Origin of the sequence: Nocardia sp. FBN12 (assembly GCF_050320175.1) — a bacterium.
In the GTDB taxonomy this organism is placed as follows: domain Bacteria; phylum Actinomycetota; class Actinomycetes; order Mycobacteriales; family Mycobacteriaceae; genus Nocardia.
Genome location: NZ_CP190048.1, coordinates 2,453,518 through 2,473,266, shown reverse-complemented (window position 1 = coordinate 2,473,266; position 19,749 = coordinate 2,453,518). Strand labels below are relative to the sequence as shown.

At 67.4% G+C, this 19,749-nt stretch carries 16 protein-coding genes; 10 read left to right on the top strand and 6 right to left on the bottom strand.

What is annotated here, in order from left to right; translation table 11 throughout:
* Positions 1-44: 44 nt before the first annotated feature.
* On the top strand, positions 45-1,304 hold the full coding sequence (locus ACQHI0_RS11980) for a hypothetical protein (RefSeq protein ID WP_427908011.1): 1,260 nt from the start codon (positions 45-47) through the stop codon (positions 1,302-1,304).
* On the opposite strand, the gene ACQHI0_RS11975 is transcribed toward ACQHI0_RS11980, so the two are convergent.
* Positions 1,282-2,568 (bottom strand): MFS transporter, encoded by a 1,287-nt coding sequence (locus ACQHI0_RS11975; RefSeq protein ID WP_427908010.1) that lies wholly within the window; start codon positions 2,566-2,568, stop codon positions 1,282-1,284. The genes ACQHI0_RS11980 and ACQHI0_RS11975 overlap by 23 nt on opposite strands.
* A gap of 107 nt (positions 2,569-2,675) precedes the next feature.
* Here ACQHI0_RS11975 and ACQHI0_RS11970 point away from each other — a divergent pair, with 107 nt between their 5' ends.
* Positions 2,676-3,266, top strand: a complete 591-nt coding sequence (locus ACQHI0_RS11970) for a TetR/AcrR family transcriptional regulator (RefSeq protein ID WP_427908009.1) — start codon at positions 2,676-2,678, stop codon at positions 3,264-3,266.
* Positions 3,267-3,309: 43 nt separating this feature from the next.
* Here the strand turns inward: ACQHI0_RS11970 and ACQHI0_RS11965 are convergent, their stop codons facing one another.
* Positions 3,310-4,290: a fatty acid desaturase family protein gene (locus ACQHI0_RS11965; protein ID WP_427908008.1), complete on the bottom strand. Its 981-nt coding sequence runs from the start codon at positions 4,288-4,290 to the stop codon at positions 3,310-3,312.
* Between the two features lie 150 nt (positions 4,291-4,440).
* Positions 4,441-4,731, bottom strand: coding sequence for a hypothetical protein (locus tag ACQHI0_RS11960; protein WP_427908007.1), 291 nt, complete (start codon positions 4,729-4,731; stop codon positions 4,441-4,443).
* Positions 4,732-5,023: 292 nt separating this feature from the next.
* Here ACQHI0_RS11960 and ACQHI0_RS11955 point away from each other — a divergent pair, with 292 nt between their 5' ends.
* The 4 genes from ACQHI0_RS11955 (at position 5,024) to ACQHI0_RS11940 (ending at position 10,532) form a co-directional block, all read left to right on the top strand.
* Positions 5,024-5,968, top strand: coding sequence for an RNA polymerase subunit sigma-70 (locus ACQHI0_RS11955; protein ID WP_427908006.1), 945 nt, complete (start codon positions 5,024-5,026; stop codon positions 5,966-5,968).
* A gap of 103 nt (positions 5,969-6,071) precedes the next feature.
* Positions 6,072-6,494 (top strand): YybH family protein, encoded by a 423-nt coding sequence (locus ACQHI0_RS11950; protein WP_427908005.1) that lies wholly within the window; start codon positions 6,072-6,074, stop codon positions 6,492-6,494.
* A 358-nt stretch (positions 6,495-6,852) separates the two neighbouring features.
* Complete coding sequence (rph, locus tag ACQHI0_RS11945; protein WP_427908004.1) at positions 6,853-9,447, top strand: rifamycin-inactivating phosphotransferase; 2,595 nt, start codon at positions 6,853-6,855, stop codon at positions 9,445-9,447.
* Between the two features lie 164 nt (positions 9,448-9,611).
* Entirely contained in the window at positions 9,612-10,532 is a 921-nt protein-coding gene (locus ACQHI0_RS11940) for a D-alanyl-D-alanine carboxypeptidase family protein (protein WP_427908003.1), read from the top strand.
* A gap of 107 nt (positions 10,533-10,639) precedes the next feature.
* On the opposite strand, the gene ACQHI0_RS11935 is transcribed toward ACQHI0_RS11940, so the two are convergent.
* Positions 10,640-11,650, bottom strand: coding sequence for a glutathione S-transferase family protein (locus tag ACQHI0_RS11935; protein ID WP_427908002.1), 1,011 nt, complete (start codon positions 11,648-11,650; stop codon positions 10,640-10,642).
* 117 nt (positions 11,651-11,767) lie between these two features.
* Here ACQHI0_RS11935 and ACQHI0_RS11930 point away from each other — a divergent pair, with 117 nt between their 5' ends.
* Positions 11,768-13,336: an MFS transporter gene (locus ACQHI0_RS11930; protein ID WP_427908001.1), complete on the top strand. Its 1,569-nt coding sequence runs from the start codon at positions 11,768-11,770 to the stop codon at positions 13,334-13,336.
* A 2-nt stretch (positions 13,337-13,338) separates the two neighbouring features.
* Here ACQHI0_RS11930 and ACQHI0_RS11925 read toward each other — a convergent pair whose 3' ends face one another.
* On the bottom strand, positions 13,339-14,640 hold the full coding sequence (locus ACQHI0_RS11925; protein WP_427908000.1) for a QsdR family transcriptional regulator: 1,302 nt from the start codon (positions 14,638-14,640) through the stop codon (positions 13,339-13,341).
* Positions 14,641-14,657: 17 nt separating this feature from the next.
* Positions 14,658-15,644 carry a lipase family alpha/beta hydrolase gene (locus ACQHI0_RS11920; RefSeq protein WP_427907999.1) on the bottom strand — a complete coding sequence of 329 codons (987 nt, stop codon included), beginning with the start codon at positions 15,642-15,644 and terminating at the stop codon, positions 14,658-14,660.
* Positions 15,645-15,944: 300 nt separating this feature from the next.
* On the opposite strand from ACQHI0_RS11920, the gene ACQHI0_RS11915 reads away from it, so the two are divergent.
* Genes ACQHI0_RS11915 through ACQHI0_RS11905 form a run of 3 tightly spaced genes read left to right on the top strand, consistent with a single transcriptional unit; the run spans position 15,945 to position 19,675 of the window.
* A complete protein-coding gene (locus ACQHI0_RS11915) occupies positions 15,945-17,090 on the top strand; it encodes an acyl-CoA dehydrogenase family protein (RefSeq protein WP_427907998.1) in 1,146 nt (381 codons plus the stop codon).
* Between the two features lie 9 nt (positions 17,091-17,099).
* Positions 17,100-18,185 (top strand): acyl-CoA dehydrogenase family protein, encoded by a 1,086-nt coding sequence (locus tag ACQHI0_RS11910; protein ID WP_427907997.1) that lies wholly within the window; start codon positions 17,100-17,102, stop codon positions 18,183-18,185.
* Positions 18,185-19,675 carry a carboxylesterase/lipase family protein gene (locus tag ACQHI0_RS11905; RefSeq protein WP_427907996.1) on the top strand — a complete coding sequence of 497 codons (1,491 nt, stop codon included), beginning with the start codon at positions 18,185-18,187 and terminating at the stop codon, positions 19,673-19,675. The genes ACQHI0_RS11910 and ACQHI0_RS11905 overlap by 1 nt, the downstream gene beginning before the upstream one ends.
* Positions 19,676-19,749 lie beyond the last annotated feature (74 nt).

Genomic DNA, 19,749 nt, shown 5'->3' with positions numbered 1-19,749 from the left:
GCCCGGGCGGCGATATCGCTACGACGGCTGCGTTAGGCTCGGATATGGCCCGGCGGTCCGTTGTTCTCGGTGCGATGTTCAGCGCGATGTCGTTGCTGTGCGCGTGCACGCTGTTCGGCCGTGGCGAGAGCGACCCACCTGCCGCGCGAGATGCGGATGTGCTGGTGTCCGTCGGCGAGTCGCCGGGGTTCCTGGATGTCCGGCAAGTGGGAAGTCGGCGCGTACCGTTCTTCGAATTGCGCCGTGACGGTACGGTTTTCACCGATGTCGACGACGGCGCCGAGCAGAGCCTGTTCGGTGTCTACTGGGCGCGGCTCACCGGGGAAGGTATCGAACAGGTTCGTACGTGGTTCGACGACCTGTCGTTCAACGACGTCCATTACGAGGAGTTCTCGCCGCCGACGGACCAGCCGACCACGTCGGTGTACGCGAACTTCGATGGGCCGGTCGGCGTGTCGGTCTATGGCCTGGACACCGAGACCGGGTCGCGATCCGGCAACGGTGAGGTGCGCAGGTTGGCCGACGTGCTCGATCGCCTACGCGCCTTGCCCGACGACGAACAGCTCACCGAGCAGCGGCGTGCGCCGTACACGCCGACCGCCATCGACCTCACATTCCAGCCCGCGGCACCGGAGGACGGCGAACCACTGCCCGCCCCGACCGGTTGGCCGTTCCCTACGCCACTGACGCAGCGCCCCTTGGGTGTCGGCGGCTACGGGCGGGTGCTGTGCGCGACGATCGACGGCCACGAAGTGGCCACCGTTATCGAGCTGCTGTCCCGGCAAGACGAGGACACCCGCCCCCACTGGTCGACCGGTGCGGCACCGGGGACCGGGCAACCCACCTCGGTCTTCGTGACACCGAACGCGCTGCTGCGCGGTCAATCCGGTTGCAGCACAGCGGAATCGGCTTCACCGGCGAATCGCGTTGTCGTCGAACCGATTCAGGACGTGATGCTCGCCGATCCGGCAACCTGGAACGGCCCGTACCCGGCCGACCGATTCACCGCCGCCACCAGCCTGGAACTCTATGCCGCGGTACCGATTCTGATCCGCGACCTCGAGCGCAGAGCGGATATCGAGGACGCGAGCGGCACCAGCGACAGCACCGAACTTCACGTGCCGACCGGATCGACCCTCACCTGGTACGACTACCGGTTCGTCGCCGCCGAGGTGAACGGTGCCCGCTACATCGACCTCGAGGCCCACTATCAGGGCGGGAAGCCGGACCCGTGGGAGCCGCCGACCTGGCACGCCCGCATCGCCCTCGGCCCCGAAACCGTCACTGACCTCGACCTACGTTGACCACTTCGGGGGCGCGGTCGACCTTGTGCACCCGGCGTGCGGGGGTGTATGGATTTTCCGGGATCGGCGCGGGCGAATGTTGGCTGAGCGCACGGCGGGTCGCGGCGGCGAGCAGCAGCAGAACCACACCCGCGGTGACCGCGACCGAGAAGCCGTTGTCGGCGCCATAGGTGTCGATGATCGGTCCGGCGACGGCGGGCCCGATCGCGGTGCCGAGCCCGAGACCCGCGGTGGACCAGGTCAACGCCTCGGTGAGCGAGGCCGCGGGCGTGTTCCGTTCGATGAGTTGAGCCGCCATGATCATGGTGGGCGCGAAGAACGCGCCGGCGAAGAACACCGCGACGGACAGGCCGGCGATCGAGGAGACGAACAGCAGCGGCACGGTGGTCAGACCGGTGGCGACCAAGCCGATCCGCAACAGCCGACCCAGTGGCCAGGTGAGGGTCCGGGCGCCGAAGACGAACCCGGACAGGCACGACCCCGCCGCGTAGACCGACAGGACCACGCTTGCCAGCGCGGTGTCGCCCTGATGTTCGGCGAACGCCACCGACACCACGTCGACGGTGCCGATGATCACGCCCATCGCGGTCATGACGGCCACGACCGCGGCGACCGTCGGATGCGTCAGCACGCGCAACGCGGACGAGCCGCGGTCGCCGGGATCCGAGGTGGCGACCGGGGGTTCGGTGGTCCGCTGCCGGGTCAACCAGATGGTCCCGGCGAGCAGCGATATCGCCGCGGCCAGCAGACCCGCCTGCGGGAAGATCGCCACGCTGAGCCCGATCGCCACCGGCGGACCCAGGATGAACGACACTTCGTCGAGGACGGTCTCCCACGAGTACGCGGTGTGCACGTCCTGCGCGTCGTCGAGGAGATGACTCCACCGGGACCGCACCAGGGCCGGGGCGCTCGGGGTTATCCCGGCGAGGAGCGCGAACACGAACAGTAGGAGATCCGGTCCACCGACAACAGAGGTCACTACCAGGGCAGTGATCGCGGCGGCGCTCGACAGGGCCACCGGCAGGACCACCCGACCTTGCCCATACCGGTCGATCAGACGCGCGACCTGCGGAGTGGCCACCGCCGCGGCGAGCGCGTAGACGGCGGCGACCGCACCGGCGAGGGTGTAGCTGCCGTGGGTCTGGGCGATCGTCGCGATCACGCCGACCCCCACCATCGACAGCGGCATGCGCGCCAGCACTCCGGCAAAAATCATGGGCGCTGTGCCGGGTCTGGCGAACAGGGTTCGGTAACGGTGGAACATGGCAGGTCCTCACTGTCGGTGCGGCACACATGCATTCATTCACATACGGTGCGTATGCAAATGAAACGTAATTGGCATACGCCGCGTATGTCAATTATGGTGGTGTCATGACCAGGCGATCGCGCGCGCAGATGCTCGACGAGACCCGCCGACTGCTACTGGATGCTGCGCGGGAACACTTCGGCACCGTCGGATACGCCGCGACCTCGATGGACGAGCTGACCGCCTCGGCGGGTCTGACGCGCGGGGCGCTGTATCACCACTTCGGCGGCAAGACCGGCTTGTTCGCCGCTGTGGTGGCGGCCGTCGATGCCGAGATCGATGCCCAGCTCGAGGAGATCGGCCAACGCGCCGCCGATCCGCTCGATGAGCTGGCCCACCGCAGCGTGGCCTACATCGAGCTCACTCAGCGAACCGACGTGCAGCAGATCCTGTTCCAGGACGCGCCCTCGGTGCTGCCGCAGGACTCGGCGGCCGCCACGGCGGTCTGCATCGCCTCGATCGCCGCGCTGATCGACCGGTGCCGGAGCGTGGGGCTGCTCTCCTCGTCGGTGTCGCCGTCAGCACTGGCGGTACTGCTCAACGGTGCGCTCGTCGACGCTTCTCGCTGGGTCGCCGCCGCCGACCGAGACGAACAGGGCGCCCGACTCGTCCAGTCCTGCGACAGTGTCCGGCTTCTCGTCGCCAGTCTGCGCTGACGACGACCAGCGTCATGGCGGCTGACCGTTCGACCCGGCGAGATCAGGTCAGTTCGATCGGTCCGCGGAGCTGGCGGGCGACGGCGCTGAACCAGCCCAGGTGGTAGCGGCCGCCCTCGGCGTCGAATCGGGAGCGCAGTTCGTACCAGCGCAGGCCGGGGTGGCGGTGGTGCACGTCGTGCAGGGTGAAGTTGAGAGCGAAACGTTCGAGGATCCGGGGTAGGCGCAGATTCATTGCTGCCCTGGGTGATTCGAGGTCGGTGCCATAGTGGTAGGCGTTGTCGGAGAGCGAGATGATGAGCGCGCGGGCGCCGAGCGCGGCGAGCAGCATCCAGCCGTGGGCGCCGTAGGCGAGGAACGCGGCGGTGTGGACGACGATGATCGCGGCGGCATCGGTGCGGAATTTCCCCAGCACCACCGGCCGGGCGACGCGTTCGAGCACCAGACCGCCGATCGAATCGGGTGCCTCCGCGCGGCGTCCCAGCGCGCGAATGGCGCGTTCGGGCAGCGCCGCGAGCAGCAGCGCGATCACCTCGAGCAGGTAGAGGCCGCCGAACAGCGTGAGATAGAACGGGACAGCCGCGCGCTGCCTGCTGGTTTTCGCCGGATCATAGATCTCGCTGCGCTCACGGACCCGGCTGTAGCGATGGTGCAGCAGGTGGCCGACTTTCAGCATCGCGAACGGTGACCCGTACACCACTGCCAGAACGCGTCCGATCCGGTCGTTGTGCGTTCGATTCCGCAGTAGCGACCCGTGCACGGCCTCGTGGATCAACGACCAGAACGGTGTGGTGGTCAGCGCCAGCGGCACCAGGAGCCAGCCCCCATCGATGTCGCGCGGCAGCAACACCAGCGGGATCACGAACAGCTGGATCGCGGCGATTGTCAACGCCAGCACAATGAGCCGGATATTCATCAGGTCGCCGCCGACCGTTCGCGAGGCACCGGAGGAGCCCGGTCTGCGGGTTTCGGTCATGGTGCAGCGCCGCTCCGTGTAGATCAGCCAACACCTCGATCGTGCCATCACCGCACGGTCGGCGACAGGCCCGAAGGCGCGCTGTACCGGGAATTGGCCGAGAATTCAGAATCGGCTCCGCGAGCGGGCGCCCACCCGATGCCCGGCAGGGCTGTCGGGCCGTTCTTGCCGGACGGCAACGGGGTTGCGCAGTTCGCCCTAGTCCTGCTCGTCGGTATCCAGCGCGAGAATCGGCAGTCGGCTCACGGTCCAGGCCGCCAGTGCGGTGGACGCGAGTACGTGCACGAGATAGGCCGAGCACACCGGGCCGATGCCGTAGTCGCGCATCCACGCGCCGAGCGGAATCAACGCCACCAGGTCGAGGCCGAGCATCAGGATCGAGAGGAGCAGGGCAGGGGCGGCCCACGAGGGCGGTGCCGGGGCGATGGGACGCTCGCTCTCGACTGGAGTCGGCGCGAGCGGGGAATCGCAGTGATTCTCGGTGGCCATAGTGTCCTCACGGGCAGTGCCGGTGGATGCTGCCTACTTGCTGATCTGTCACTTATTCGAGGTCGCAGGCGGCTCGGATCGGCCCGGGAAGTGAAAACTTCGGCATCCGCAATCTGTCGGCAACATGAACAGGGCGGCCCGTCAGGCGGCCTCTCGGTGGTCGAGATCTGTTGTCCCACAAAGCAGCAACCCTCGCGATTCGACACGGATCGGAGTACCGGCGGACCGGGAGCCGACAGCGGTTCGGGTTTGCCACCGATGCCGGACGGGCGGCTGTGCAATGATCGGGAGGGTGGGCAGCGTCGATGATTCCGCCTCCGCTCGCGCCGAGTTCGACCGTCTCGTCGGCCCGCTGCGCGCGGAATTGCACGTGCACTGCTACCGATTCCTCGGCTCGGTCCACGACGCCGACGACGCGCTGCAGGAAGCGTTGCTGCGCGCGTGGCTCTCACGCGAGAATCTTGTCGATCCGCGCAAGTTCCGGCCGTGGCTGTACAAGATCGCCACCAATCGCTGCCTGACCATGCTCGACCGGCGCGGCCGACGCGAACTCCCGATGGACACCGCACCGGATTCGCCTGCGGCCGAACGGGTCTGGCTCGAACCGTATCCAGGCATCGGCGTGGGTGAGCCCGGACCGGAAGCCCGCTATACGGCGCGCGAGTCGGTGGAATTGGCGTTCGTGGCGATGGTCGGGCAACTGCCGGGGGTGCAGCGCGGTGCGTTGCTGCTGCGCGATGTTCTCGGATTCACCGCGAGTGAGACCGCCGAGCTGCTCGACGTGACCGTCGCCTCGGCCAACAGCGCCTTGCAACGCGCCCGCACCCGCCTCGAAGGGAGCACACCGTCGCAGGCGCCCGACGATCAGGACGTTCGTCGACTCGGCGAGCGCTATGCCGCTGCCTGGGAGGATGCCGATGTGGCCGGCATCGTCGCGCTGCTCGCCGCCGACGCCCGATACGCGATGCCACCGCGGCCCGAATGGTATGCCGGGCACGCCGCGATCCGGGACTTTCTGGTGGCAGGCCCATTGCACTGGCGCTGGCGCTTTCTGCCGACCGTGGCGAACGGCCAACCCGCGTTCGGCACCTACGGCTGGGATGCCGAGCGCTCGGTGTTCGCCGCGGTGGCGCTCGACGTGCTGACAGTGCGTGACGGCGCGATCACCGAGGTGGTGTCGTTCCTCGACCCGGCACTGTTTCGCCGATTCGCACTGCCCGCCGCCGTAGCCGGCTGATTTCCCGCCCGACGATTACTTCGGCACCTATCGCGGGGTCATACCGGTAGTGGGATATCCCCACCTGCCGAGCGCCGAGCTCGGCACACCGAAGGAGACCGTCATGTCGCATGCTGAAGCCCAGATCCGCACCCTGATCCACGAGTGGGCCGCGGCCGTCCGCGCCGGTGACCTCGACGCCGTGCTGGCCGATCACACCGCCGACATCGTCATGTTCGACGTACCGCCACCGCAGAACGGCGTCCGCGGCATCGACGCCTACCGCCGGACGTGGCCACCGTTCTTCACCTGGCTCGCGGGCGGCGCGGCCTTCGACATCGTCGAACTGGAGGTGCGAGCCGGCGCCGACGTCGCCTTCGCGCACGCCCTGCTCCGGTGCGGCTCACCGGAAGAGCTTGCCGCGGAACCGGATACCCGTCTGCGCCTCACCCTCGGCCTGCGCAAGGAAGGCACACGATGGGTGATCGCCCACGAACACCATTCGTTCCCGAACCGGGCCGTCGACCCGGCAACTGCGGTCGAGTAGACGCGCGCGCCGCACCGGACGGGGCTACCCGCGGGTCTGCCAGGTGCTGTCGAGCCGGATCAGCGGGACAGCCGCCGCCGCGAGGACTGCTCTGATCACGCAGACGGAGGTGAGCGCGGCTCCCGCCACCGGTCCGGCGCAGCCGGCGGCTGAAATACTCAGCCTCTTCGGCAAACACGATGAACGAATGCACGTGGGCGCCCGACCACAGCCCGAAGGGTGACACAGATCGGCAGATGACCAGCTACGAGGTGCTTCCCCCTTCACTGTATACACGATTCCGGGCCATCATGAGAGATTGATTCGTGGTCCATAATCGCTCGCGAAAGACCGAAACCACCAGGTGAGGAGCAGCGGGATGGCTTATGTACTCGGGTTCGGGGAGGTCGATTCCGCGCAGGTCGCGGTCGTGGGGGGCAAAGGAGCGAACCTCGGTGAGCTGTCGCGCGTCGGTGGTGTCGAGGTGCCTGCGGGATTCTGTGTGACGACGGCGGCATTCGCGCGGACGGTGGCGGCGGCGCTCGATGAGCGGATCGAGGAGTTGTCGCGGCTCGAGCCGGGGGATCGGGCGGGGATTTCCGCACTGAGCGCGGAGCTGCGGCGCACGGTCGAGGAGTTGGTGATTCCTGACGAGGTGGCGGCCGCGATCCTCGCCGCGCACGCTCGGCTCGGTATCGACGGCGCGTACGCCGTGCGGTCGAGTGCGACGGCCGAGGACATGCCGACCGCGTCGTTCGCGGGGCAGCAGGACACCTACCTGAATGTGGTGGGATCGGCGGCGATCCTCGAGCAGGTACGCCGGTGCTGGGGTTCGCTGTTCACCGAACGGGCCGTCACCTACCGGCTGCGAAATGGCATCGACCAGAAGAAGATTCAGATGGGTGTCGTCGTGCAGCGGATGGTTTTCGCGCGCGCCGCGGGCATCATGATGACGGCCGATCCGGTCACCTCCGACCGGACCGTCGTCTCCATCGACGCCGGTTTCGGTCTGGGGGAGGCGCTCGTCTCCGGACTCGTGAACGCCGACGTCTACCAGGTTCGTGCCGACCAGATCCTCACCAAGGTGATCGCCACGAAGAAGATCGCCATCGAGCCGATGTCGACGGGCGGCACGCGGGTGTGCGAGATCGCACCGGAGCGACGCAACGAGCCGGTGCTCGCCGATGCCGAGGTGCTGCGACTCGCGCAACTCGGCCGCCGCATCGAAGCGCATTTCGGTCGCCCACAGGACATCGAATGGTGTTGCGACGGTACCGAGTTCCGCATCGTCCAGAGCAGGCCGATCACCACCCTGTTCCCGATTCCCGTGGCCACCGACGGGCAGAACCACGTCTACGTGTCGGTCGGCCATCAGCAGATGATGACCGACGCGATGAAGCCGCTGGGGATCTCGGTCTGGCAGCTGACGAGCAATGCGCCCATGCGCGACGCGGGCGGGCGATTGTTCGTCGACGTCACCGCGATGGTGTCCTCGCCCGCCACCGGCGCCGCCCTGGCAGCCGGACTCGGCAAGTCCGATCCGCTGATGGGCGACGCCCTGCGGACCGTGCTCGACCGCGCCGGCTTCGTTCATCAAGTGCCAGAAGATGATTCGGGCGCACCGTCCGCGTCGTCGGGCAACGCGCCGGTGCCGATCGAGACCGATCCCGGCATCGTCACCGAATTGATCGCCGAGAGCGAGGCTTCGCTCGCGGCGCTGCAGCGTGACATCGGCGACCTGTCCGGGCCGGCGCTGCTCGATTTCATCCGGTCCGATATCGAAGGCGAGCTACGGCGGGTCCTGTTCGCGCCGCGGGGTTTACAGGTGATCATGGCCGCGATGGACGCCACGGAACAGCTCAACGATCGGCTCCGGGAATGGCTGGGGGAGAAGAACGCCGCCGACGCGCTCAGTCAGTCGATCCCCGGTAACGTGACTGCGGAAATGGGCCTGGCCCTGTTGGACGTCGCCGACGCGATCCGCCCGCACCCCGAGATGGTGGCCTACCTGGAGCAGATCGAGGACGACGATGTCCTGAACGAGTCGACCGGCTGTCCCGGCGAGGTCCGGACCGCGATCGAAGACTTTCTCGACAAATACGGAATGCGTTGCGCGGGTGAAATCGACATCACCAGGCCGCGGTGGAGCGAAAGCCCGGCCACCCTCGTGCCGGCAATCCTCGGCAATATCGAGAACTTCGGGCCGGGCGCGGGCACACAGCGCTTCCAAGACGGGCTACGTGACGCCGAGCAGCAGAAACAACGAATCCTGCAACGCCTGCGCGCACTCCATGACGGGGACGAGAAAGCCGCCGAGACCGAGCGATTGATCGCGCGCGTCCGCACGTTCGCCGGATATCGTGAGTACCCGAAGTACGGCATGGTCAGCCGCTACTTCGTCTACAAACAGGCATTGCTCCGCGAGGCCGAACGACTGGTGCAAGCCGGTGTGCTCAGCGAACCCCACGACATCTACTACCTGCGGTTCGATGAACTGCACGAGCTCGTTCGCGCACAGCGAGCGGACCAGACACTCGTCGACGAACGAAAAGACGCCTTCCGCTCGTATCAGCACCTCACCGCGCCGCGCGTGCTCACCTCCGACGGCGAGGCCCTGACCGGCGCGTACCGTCGCGAAGACCTGCCCGCCGGCGCACTGCCCGGTATGGCGGTGTCGGCCGGGACGATCGAAGGCCGCGCCCGTGTGCTCGCCGACATCGCCGAGGCCACGCTCGAATCCGGTGACATCCTGGTCACCGCCTATACCGACCCGAGCTGGACGCCACTGTTCGTCGGCATCGCGGGCCTTGTCACCGAAGTCGGCGGCCTGATGACCCACGGCGCGGTGATCGCCCGCGAATACGGCCTCCCCGCCGTGGTCGGCGTCGAACACGCCACCGACCTGATCCGCGACGGCCAGCGCATCCGGGTGAACGGCACCGACGGCTACGTCGAGATTCTCGCGCCACAGTAGGGGTGGCCGTGTTCGACGACTGAGGCGCACTGATGAGTAGCGACCTCGACGCGGTGGGCTGGAGCCACCAGTCCCTCCTCAATAGTTGGCCGAAATCGAGGGTTCTGCCGAATGTCGGCGGTTCAATCCCGCAGGTCGGCGAAATTGTGCGCCAGAATGTCGCCATGCGGACACTCGTGAAGACGTTGCATGCCGTCACTGCTGGGGTTCTGATCGTCGCTGCTGGTCACGGCGTTGCGGCGGCCGCGCCCACCGGGAGTGCTGATGGTCTGCTGCCGTGGGCGGCCGCGGGGCCGGACGGGGTGCAGGCGTCGGGTGCGGCGTTGGCGGAGGGGCTGACCGGGACGGTGGTGTGGTCACGGGAGGCGAACACCCCGGTCCCGATCGCCAGTATCGCGAAGGTGATGACGGCAGTGGTCGTGATCGTCTCCGGCGACCTCGAGCGGCCCGTGACGGTGCCGCAGGAGGCAGGCGCCTACTGCGCCAGGGAGAACGGCAGCACCGCGGGGCTGGTTCCCGGCGAGGTGCTCACGGCCCGGCAATTGCTGTACGCGCTGCTCCTGCCGTCCGGCTGCGACGCCGCCTACACCGTCGCCGAGTCGTTCGGCCCCGGTCAGGGCGGTTTCCTCGCCAGAATGAACGACACCGCGCGCGTGATGGGCTTGGCGGGAACGCATTTCAGTGACCCGGCCGGTATGCCGTACCCCACCGATCACTCCACCTATTCCACCCCGGCGGATCTCGTGGCACTGGGCGTGCGCGCGATGAACCTGCCGGTGTTCCGCGAGATCGTCGGTTCGAGAAACTTCCACGTGCCCGCCGGACCCGCCAACCGCGAGCACCACTGGGAAACAACGAACCGGATGTTCGATGAGTATCCCGGCACCATCGGGATCAAAACCGGCAACACCAACGCCGCGGGCCACTGCCTGCTGTTCGAGACGGTGCGCGCGGGCATCCCGCTGATCGGCGTGGTGCTGCACAGTTCCGACCACAGCAGCGCCGCGGCGCGCGACGACGCGGCACGCATGCTGAACTGGGCCTACGACCCCATCCTGCGTGTCCTGCAACCGGCCGGCGGCTGAGGATCGCGCGGAGTTCGAGAATCAGATGCGAACGCGCGGTGGGGCTTTGATGAGTGCGTTGCCGCAGGACTCCGAAGGCACCTCGACCGATTACCCGCTGTACTGCGTCAGTCGATCGCGGGAACCTGTTCGGCGGGCAACGGCGGTGGTGGCGGTGTGCCGTCGCCGAATGGGCGGCCACCCAGTTCCTCGCGGTGGTGCGGGGTCAGCCAATTCGACAGGTCAGGACCCGCCGGGATGATTCCGGTGGGGTTGATGTCGCGGTGCACGACGTAGTAATGCTCTTTGATCTGGCCGAAGTCGATGGTGTCGCCGAAGCCGGGGGTCTGGAACAGGTCGCGAGCGTAAGCCCACAGCACCGGCATCTCGCTGAGTTTGGTGCGGTTGCATTTGAAATGACCGTGATACACGGGGTCGAACCGGACCAGCGTGGTGAACAGCCGCACGTCGGCCTCGGTGATGGTGTCGCCGACGAGGTAGCGCTGGCCACGCAGCCGTACGGTGAGTCGGTCCAGCGCCGCGAAGAGCCGGACGTAGGCAGCGTTGTAGGCCGCTTGATCACCGGCGAAACCGCACCGGTAGACGCCGTTGTTGATGTCGCGGAACACTTCTCGGTTGATCTCGTCGATCTGTCCGCGCAGCGATTCGGGATACAGCCGCGGCGCTCCCGGCCGGTGGTAGGCGGTCCATTCGGTCGAGAAATCGAGGGTCATCTGCGCGTAGTCGTTGGTGACGACCTGTCCGGTCGCGATGTCGACCACCGCGGGCACGGTGATCCCGCGCGGATAGTCCGGGAACCGCGCCAGATAGGCATCGCGCAGCCGAGGAATGCCGAGGACCGGATCGACCTCGCCGGGATCCAGATCGAAAGTCCAGCTGAGCTTGTCATGCGTGGGCCCGCACAGTCCGAGCGACAACACCGATTCCAGCCCGAGCAGCCTGCGCACGATCAACGTGCGATTGGCCCAAGGACAGGCTCTCGCCGCGACGAGCCGGTACCAACCGGGCTCGACGGAGTAGCCGTCACGGCCATCGGCGGTGATCCGCGTGGTGATGTAGTTGGTGTCGCGGCGAAACTCGCCCGCCTCGACATAAGTGCCCGCACCGGCATCGCTCACCATCCCAGTCTCGCATATTCGCGGACCGAATTCGTTGGGCGAGCGTTCACCTGGCGGTGGTCGGCTTACGTCTGGCGCGCCGGTGAACCCACCAGTAGCGTGTGCCCGGTGATACCGATGGACAAAGCGCCGGGCGGGGCGGCGCGTCCGCGCATCGCTCTGACGGCCGTTGCTGTAGTGGTGTTCGTGACGTTCCTCGACACCACGGTCGTGAGTGTGGCGCTGGGGGATATCCGGCGCGATCTGAGTGCCGATGTGACCATGCTGCAGTGGGTGGTCAACGCCTACACCGTCGTCTTCGCCGGGCTGATGCTGGCGGGCGGATCGCTCGGCGACCGGTGGGGACGCAAGCGGGTGATGATCGTCGGGCTGGTGATCTTCGGCGTGGGGTCGGTGGTTTCGGCGCTGGCGAGCAGCGTCGCGGTGCTCATCGCCGGGCGCGCGATCATGGGCCTGGGGGCCGCGGCGTCGGAGCCGGGGACCCTGTCGGTGCTGCGCCACGTTTTCCCGGATGATCGCGCTCGCGCCAAGGCGATCGGCGTGTGGGCGGCGGTGTCGGGTCTCGCGCTCGCGGCGGGGCCGGTGCTGGGTGGCGTGCTGGTCCACGCGTACGGCTGGCGCTCGATCTTCTGGTTCAACCTGGTGATCGCCGCGGTGGCGCTGGTCGCCGCGCTGTGGTCGATCCCCGAAAGCGCCGACCCACGTCCCGAGCCGATCGACTGGGCCGGTGCCGTGCTCGGCGCGGCGGCCTTCGGCTCGGTGATCTATGCCGCGATCCTCGGTCAGGATCAGGGCTACGCCGCGCCCGCGGTGCTCGCGCTGTTCGTGTTCGGTGCCGTGGCGCTGGCCGCCTTCGTCGCCGTCGAAACGCGAGCACGCGCACCCATGCTCGACTTCCGCTACCTGCGACTGCCCGCGGTGCGCAGTGCGCTGGTGGTCGCCTTCGCCGTCTACTTCGGAATCTTCTCGATCTTCTTCTTCACCGCGCTGTATCTGCAAGTGATGCAGTCGTATTCGGGTGCGCGTACCGCGGCGATCTTCGCCCCGATGGCCGCCACGATCGTGATCGGGTCACTGGTCGCGGGCTGGTGGGTGGGGCGGCGCGGAGCCCGTGCCCCCATGATCCTCGGTTGTGTCGTCGGTGCGGGCGGGATCCTGCTGACCCGCTACATGTTGTCCGGTGAACTGCACGACCCGTCGATCGCGGCCGCGATGGGGGTGGCGGGTTTCGGCTTCGGCATCGCGGTGGTCCCGCTGACCTCGGCGGTGATGTCGGGTGTCCCTGCCGAACACTCGGGAATGGCCGCCGCCGTGACCAACACGATGCGCCAGGTCGGCTCGGCCTTCGGCGTGGCGGTGCTCGGTGCGCTGGTGAGCGGATTCCTCTCCGCGGACCTGAAGGCGCGGATGAACGAGTTGGGTCTGCCGACGTCACTCCAGCCCGACGCCATCCAAGCCGTGGAACTCGGCAAGATACCCGAGGGCGTCGACATCGGCCCGTATCTGAAGTATCTGTCGAAGGTGTCCGAGGTCCTCAACACCGGCAAGGTCGCCTTCCATCACGGCCTCGACGTGGCCCTGCTCGTGTCGGCGCTGATGATCCTCGCCGCGGCGGCTTTCACCGCACTCGATGCGCCGCGCGGCCGGAAGGACTCACCCGCCCGTCCCACGAGCGAAGCGGTCTGAACTCACGGACCGCCAACCGGGGCGGCGACGCCGAGCAGGGTCGTCTGCACTTGCAGGAGGTGGTCGATGTCGCCTTCGACATCAGCGACAGCGTTGCTGTAGAGAAAGCTCTCGCCGAGTCGCACGAGGGCGAAAGCCAAAGTGGTTCGGTCGATCGGCGGTCGATATCCGTCCTGTTCCTGGGCGCGCTGGATGAGCCGTTCGACCAGCCGAACGCTGCCGCGGTGGACCGGTCCGTCTGTCTGCGTGACGAGGCGGAGGGCGGCCGGTGCTTCGTTCTGGAGATAGGTGCGCAGCGCCGGGTCGGCGGCCAAGCGGCGTAGCGTCCGATCGAAGATCTCGGAGATACGGTGGGCGCCGCGGCTGGTGCAGCGGCTGTCGATGGTGGTGATCACGTGTTCGAACTGGCGGGCGATGACGACGCCGAGCAGGTCTTCTCTGGTGCCGAATCGGCGGTAGATCGTGGTACGGCTGATTCCGAGCTCGGTGGCCACCGCGTGCAATTCGAGCCGTTCGCCGCGGAGGAACATGCGGATCGCCGTATCGAGCACGTCATTGCGAGGGGTTGCGGGGGAGGGCTGTGGCGGAGTTCGGTCGGCGGTCGGCGCAGTCGGCTCAGCAGGGCGCGACGGTGCAGCGGGTTCGGCGTCGGCATCGACGGCTCGCACAGCAGCGGGGTCGAGGTGGCGCATCGCCGCGACGATGATCGAGATCGTCAGATTCGCGGCCGCCGTGAAGTCGAGGTCTTGTGCGAGCGCTTGCTGCACGCCACGCACGCCGATATCGGTGATCGCCGCCGCGCAGAAATCGGCGCTTGCGCCCCACTCCAGGTCGGCGCCACCGTATTCGTGCCGGATCAATTCGGCGACGGTGTCGGTCACCGATCGGATCGTGGCGGCCCGCACTTCGTGTGAACGCCCCGCCGTCGGCGCCCCGAACAGCACGTGGAAGCCCTCGGCGTGGGTGGCGGCGAAGTCGAACAGCGCGCGCGTCGTGGTCGCGACGTGCCGGTCGAGATCGAAACCCTGTGCGCGCCGGTAGCTTTCCCGCATCCACTCGAGCAGGCGCGACGCCTCACGGCGCACACACGCGTCGAAGAGCTGCTCCTTGGTTCCGAAATGCGCGTACAGCGTCGGTTTGGAGGTTTCGGCCGCGACGGCCAGCTGCTCCATGGTGACGTCGTCGAAGCCGAGCGTGGCGAATACCGACAGAACTCCGTCGAGCAGCGTGTCGTCGGACGGCCGCACCGCCGTGGATCGGCGGCGCGGCCGGGGCTCGGCCGGCTCCGGATCGGACCTGGTCATGATGCAGCAGACTACCGTCAGCCGTTGCGGGGGTGGGCGAAGCAGTTCACGGGTACGTGGTCGGCCGGATCGAGCGCGTTGAGAACGTGCTGTGCGACAACCGGATCCGAGGCCGCGCCCGCGTGTTCGAATATCGCCAGCGGGCACTGGTCCTGGACGACGATATTGGTGACGTTCGGGGCCGCCGGTCCCATGCCGCTGGTATGCGGAGCCACCACCTGATCCCAGCGGGTCATGATGAAGGTGTAGGCGATATCGGCGGGGTAAGCGTTGCCGGAGTTCACCGCGTCGAGGTAGTCGGAGCCGCTCGTCATCTGCAGACTCGCGCCGAATCCGAATGCCTCGGCACGGAGTTGGAGGTCGTCCCATACTCCGAGTGCGTCGAGGGCGCGGGCGATCAGTGCCTGTCCGCCGGCTCTGGTGCCGTCGTTGAGCGGGGTCAGATTCACCGACTTGGCGACCTTGTCCGCCCCGCCCAGGTACTTGATGTACCAGCGCGGCATCACGGTCCCTTCCGAGTGGCCGACCAGATCGACCTTCTGCGCCCCGGTGGCGGCGAGCACGCGATCCACGAACGGCGCAAGCTCCTCGGCCGAGGATTCCCGCATCGACTTGGTGCCCGGAATCAGATTCAACGGCAGCGGTGCGTCCGGGTCGAGCCCGTAGTTCAGGGCGAACACGCAGTAGCCGTTGTTTGCCAGCAGCGGCGAGAGGGTCGTCCAATTGGCGGCCATCGTGGCGGTGAGACCGTGAACCAGGACAACCGGCTCCGGGTGTTCGACGCTCGGGCGGCAGTTCCAGTCGTTGGCTCCGGGCGGAGAGGCCCGGTCGACGAAATGGACGATTCCGGGAATCAGCCCGTAGGGGACGGGGTATTGCGGTGCGGCGTGCGCGGAGGCGGGTGTGCCTGCGGCGGCGGCCCCGGCCAGCATCGCGGCCAGGACCAGCCGCTTCAGGGAGCCGGGGCGTCGGGAGAGAGCGGCGGTTCGGGTGGGAGAAGACATGAGCACTCCTAGGACATCGTTGTTCTGCCAGGAGTTCTAGCACAGCATTACCGACGGTAAAGCCGATTTGGGCAATGTTCAGGAGAATTGCAGGCAATGATTGACAGATCCTGCGACCTAGTGGAACGTTTATCCATATTCGTTCCATCGCAGGAGTCTTCTGACGTGTACCCGGTATCAGCGCACAACACCGGCAGCGCTGCCGACCGACCGCACAGATCGATCACCTCGTCGACCTCGCCGTTGTGGTGGCCACCGCTACCGGCCTGTGACCACCAGCGCAGAAAGTGAATACCGACAATGCAATGTGCACTGACCGGCGATGAGCTCGCATTCCGCAATCAGCTGCGGTCCGTCTATCGCGACGAAATCCCGTCCGAGATCCGCGATGGCGTGCGGGAAGGCCGCGAACTCGGCCGCGAGGCACTCATCACCACGCAACGCATTCTCAACGCCCACCGCATCGCGGTGCCGGATTGGCCCCAGCAGTGGGGCGGCCGGGACTGGACCCCGATTCAACGCCATCTCTGGCACGACGAGATGGCCCTGGCCTCGGTACCGGAACCGCTGACCTTCAACGTCGACATGGTCGGCCCAGTCATCGCCCGATTCGGCACCGACGAGCAGAAGGCTCGGTTCCTGCCACCCACCGCGAACCTCGACATCTGGTGGTGCCAGGGGTTTTCCGAGCCCGAAGCCGGATCGGATCTGGCTTCTCTGCGCACCACCGCGGCTCGCGATGGTCACCACTACGTCGTCAACGGGCAGAAGATCTGGACCAGCGCGGCACAGCACGCGGACTGGATGTTCTGCCTCGTCCGCACCGACCCCGCCGCGGCCAAGAAGCAAGCGGGGATATCGCTGCTCCTGATCCCGATGCACGCACCCGGTGTCACGGTGCGGCCGATCGAGCTCATCGGCGGCAGTCGCGAGGTCAACGAGGTATTCCTCGATGACGTCCGCGTACCCGTCGAACATCGTGTCGGGCAGGAGAATCGGGGCTGGACCTACGCGAAGTTCCTGCTCGGCAACGAACGCACCGGCATGGCCGCCGTGGGACGCACCAAGGTCGCGCTGTCGACGATCAAAGCGCGCGCCAGGCAGACCCGGGTGGGCGAGAGCACGCTGCTCGACGATCCATTGTTCGCCACCCGTCTGGCTGAACTCGAAAACGAGACGCTCGCACTGGAATTGATCCAGATCGGCGCAGCATCCGGAGTGAAGGCCCCGACGTCATCGATTCTGAAACTCCGTGGCAGCCAACTTCAGCAGGCCGCGACCGAACTGATGATGGAAGTCGCCGGCCCGGCCGCGCTGCTGTCCGACGTCGACCAGTGGGCCGGGCGCAGCACCGCCGCCTACCTCAACTGCCGTAAGACATCCATCTACGGGGGATCGACCGAGGTGCAACGCGGCATCATCGTTTCGACGATCCTCGGATTGTGAGCCCGGACCATGAATTTCGAACCGACCGCGGAACAAACGATGTTGCGCGACACCGTCAGTAACGTTCTGGCCGATCATGTTCCCGGGGCGCCGGATGACCTATGGGCCACCTTCGCCGACCTCGGACTGCTCGGGCTGACCTTCCCGGAATCCGACGGCGGCCAGGGTGCGGGTCCGATCGAGGCGATGATCGTGATGTCCGAACTCGGCGCCGCCCCGGCACGGATCCCGGTGCTCGACTGCGCCTACCTGCCAGGGGGCTTGCTGGTCGAAGCCGCAAGTCCTGCGCAACGACGTGAACTGCTGCCGAAGGTCGCGGCCGGAGAGCTACGGCTCGCATTCGCACACGAGGAGCGGGGCTCGCGGTGGCCGCTGCACACAGTCTCGACATCTGCGGTGCGACAGGGCAATGCGTGGCGGATAAGCGGGTACAAGTCGCCTGTGCTCCACGGTGACGAAGCGGATCTGCTGGTCGTCAGCGCGACAGGACCCGATGGCATCGGGCTGTTCCTTGTCGACCCCGCCGACGCGGGCGTGACCCGGCGCGGCAGCGCGGCCCACGACGGTGGTCGCGTGGCCGATATCGTCCTCGAGCAGGCCGCGGCCGAACCGCTCGCTTCGCGCAGGGCCGAGGACGCGATCGAAGCCGCCCAGATCGCGGCCCAGGCGGCACTGTGCGCCGAAGCGGTCGGCGCGATGACCGAGGCATTGCGGATCACCGCCGAATATTTGTGCACCCGAAAACAATTCGATGTACCGCTGCGGAACTTTCAGGCGCTGACCCACCGCGCCGCCGACATGTACATCGCGGTCTCACTCGCCCGTGGTATGTCGGTGTACGCCTCGACGGCGTTGGCCGATGGCCTGATCGACCCGACGGTGGCCTCGCGCGCGAAACTCCGGGTCGGACGGTCGGCGCGGTTCGTCGGTCAAGAGGCTGTCCAGCTGCACGGCGGCATCGGAATGACGAAGGAGCATCCGATATCGCGCTACTTCGCACGGCTCACCGCCATCGAGCAGACCCTCGGCAATTCCGACGACCACCTGCGATACCTGGTCGACCGGGTCGCCGAGTACGACTTGGTCGACCTGTGATGCCCGCCGGTCGGCCGGTGGTCGAGGTCACCGGTGGCAAGGTGCGGGGCCGGACCGTCGGCGGTGTCAGTGCGTTTCTCGGAGTGCCCTACGCTGCCTCCCCGGTAGGCCGGGCCCGCTTCCGCGCGCCGGGACCGGTCGTGGGCTGGGTGGGGACTCGCGAGGCCACCGCGCTCGGACCGACATGCCTGCAGGGCCCGTATCCGCCCGGTATCGAACAGATCCTGGGCACCACGCTGGTGGCGGGCACCGAGTGCTTGAACGTGAACGTGTGGACGCCCGACCCCGGTGGTGGTGGCCTGCCGGTCATGGTGTGGATCCACGGTGGTGCGTTCGTGCACGGTTCCAACGCGGTACCGGCGTATGACGGCGCCGCCTTCGCCCGTGACGGCGTGGTACTCGTGGCGATCAACTATCGGCTCGGGGCGTCGGGTTTCGCGGTACTCGACGGAGCGCCGGCCAATCGCGGCCTGCTCGATCAGCTGTCCGCGCTCGAATGGGTGCGCGACAATGCGCGGGCCTTCGGCGGTGATCCCGGCAATGTCACGATCTTCGGTGAATCGGCTGGTGCGATGAGTGTCGCCGCGCTGCTCGGTTCGCCGGCGGCGAGCGGTCTGTTCGCTCGCGCGATCATGCAGAGCGGCAACGGTGGCGTCGCGGCAACGGTCGACGATGCGCGCTTGCTCAGCGGCGAACTCGGCAAGGCGCTGGGAGTGCCCGCGACAGCGGAAGCGTTTGCGGCAGTGCCGCCGTCGGTGCTGCTGGCCGCGCAGGAGTCGGTGCGCGCGGACTTCGCCCGCGAACCGGACCCGGCGCGCTGGGGTGAGTCGGTGCTGGCGGCAGGTGCTGGGATGGCCTTCTTTCCGGTCGTGGACGGAGACGTTCTTTCCGCGGTACCCGCCGAGGCGATCGCGGCGGGATCAGCCCGCGGGATCGGCCTGCTCGCCGGCTGCACCGCCGAGGAGTTCCGGTTGTTCACGGTGCCTACCGGACTCGGGGACACGATCACCGTCGACGCACTACCGTTCGCGCTCGCACGGTTCGGTATCGGAGCTTCGGCGATCATGCCGTATGCAGCCAACCGGCCGGAGGCAACCGCGGGGGATCTGCTGGCGGCGATTGTCACCGACGCCGTCTTCCGCGGCCCGACACGGGAACTCGCCGAATCGCAGGCAGCAGTCGGCACTGCGGCCTTTGTGTACGAGTTCGGCTGGCAGCGAGCTGATCTGGGCGCGATACATGCACTCGAAGTGCCCTTCGTGTTCGATACCTTGGCTGCCGCGACCACCCTCACCGGTCCGAATCCGCCGCAGCGGATCGCTGATGAAATGCACTCGGCCTGGGTCGGTTTCGCCACCGATGGCAACCCGGGCTGGCCACCGTACGCCGAGGACCGGCTGGTGATGACCTTCGACGACCCCGTCTCGGAGCTGGTCGCCGATCCGCGCGCCGATGAGCGCGCGACCCGCTACCCAGGACGACAGGACTGATCCATGAGGCCGCCGCTATGATCGGGCATCCCTCGAGGGCACCACGGGCAAGATCCTCGAGCGGGCAATCGACC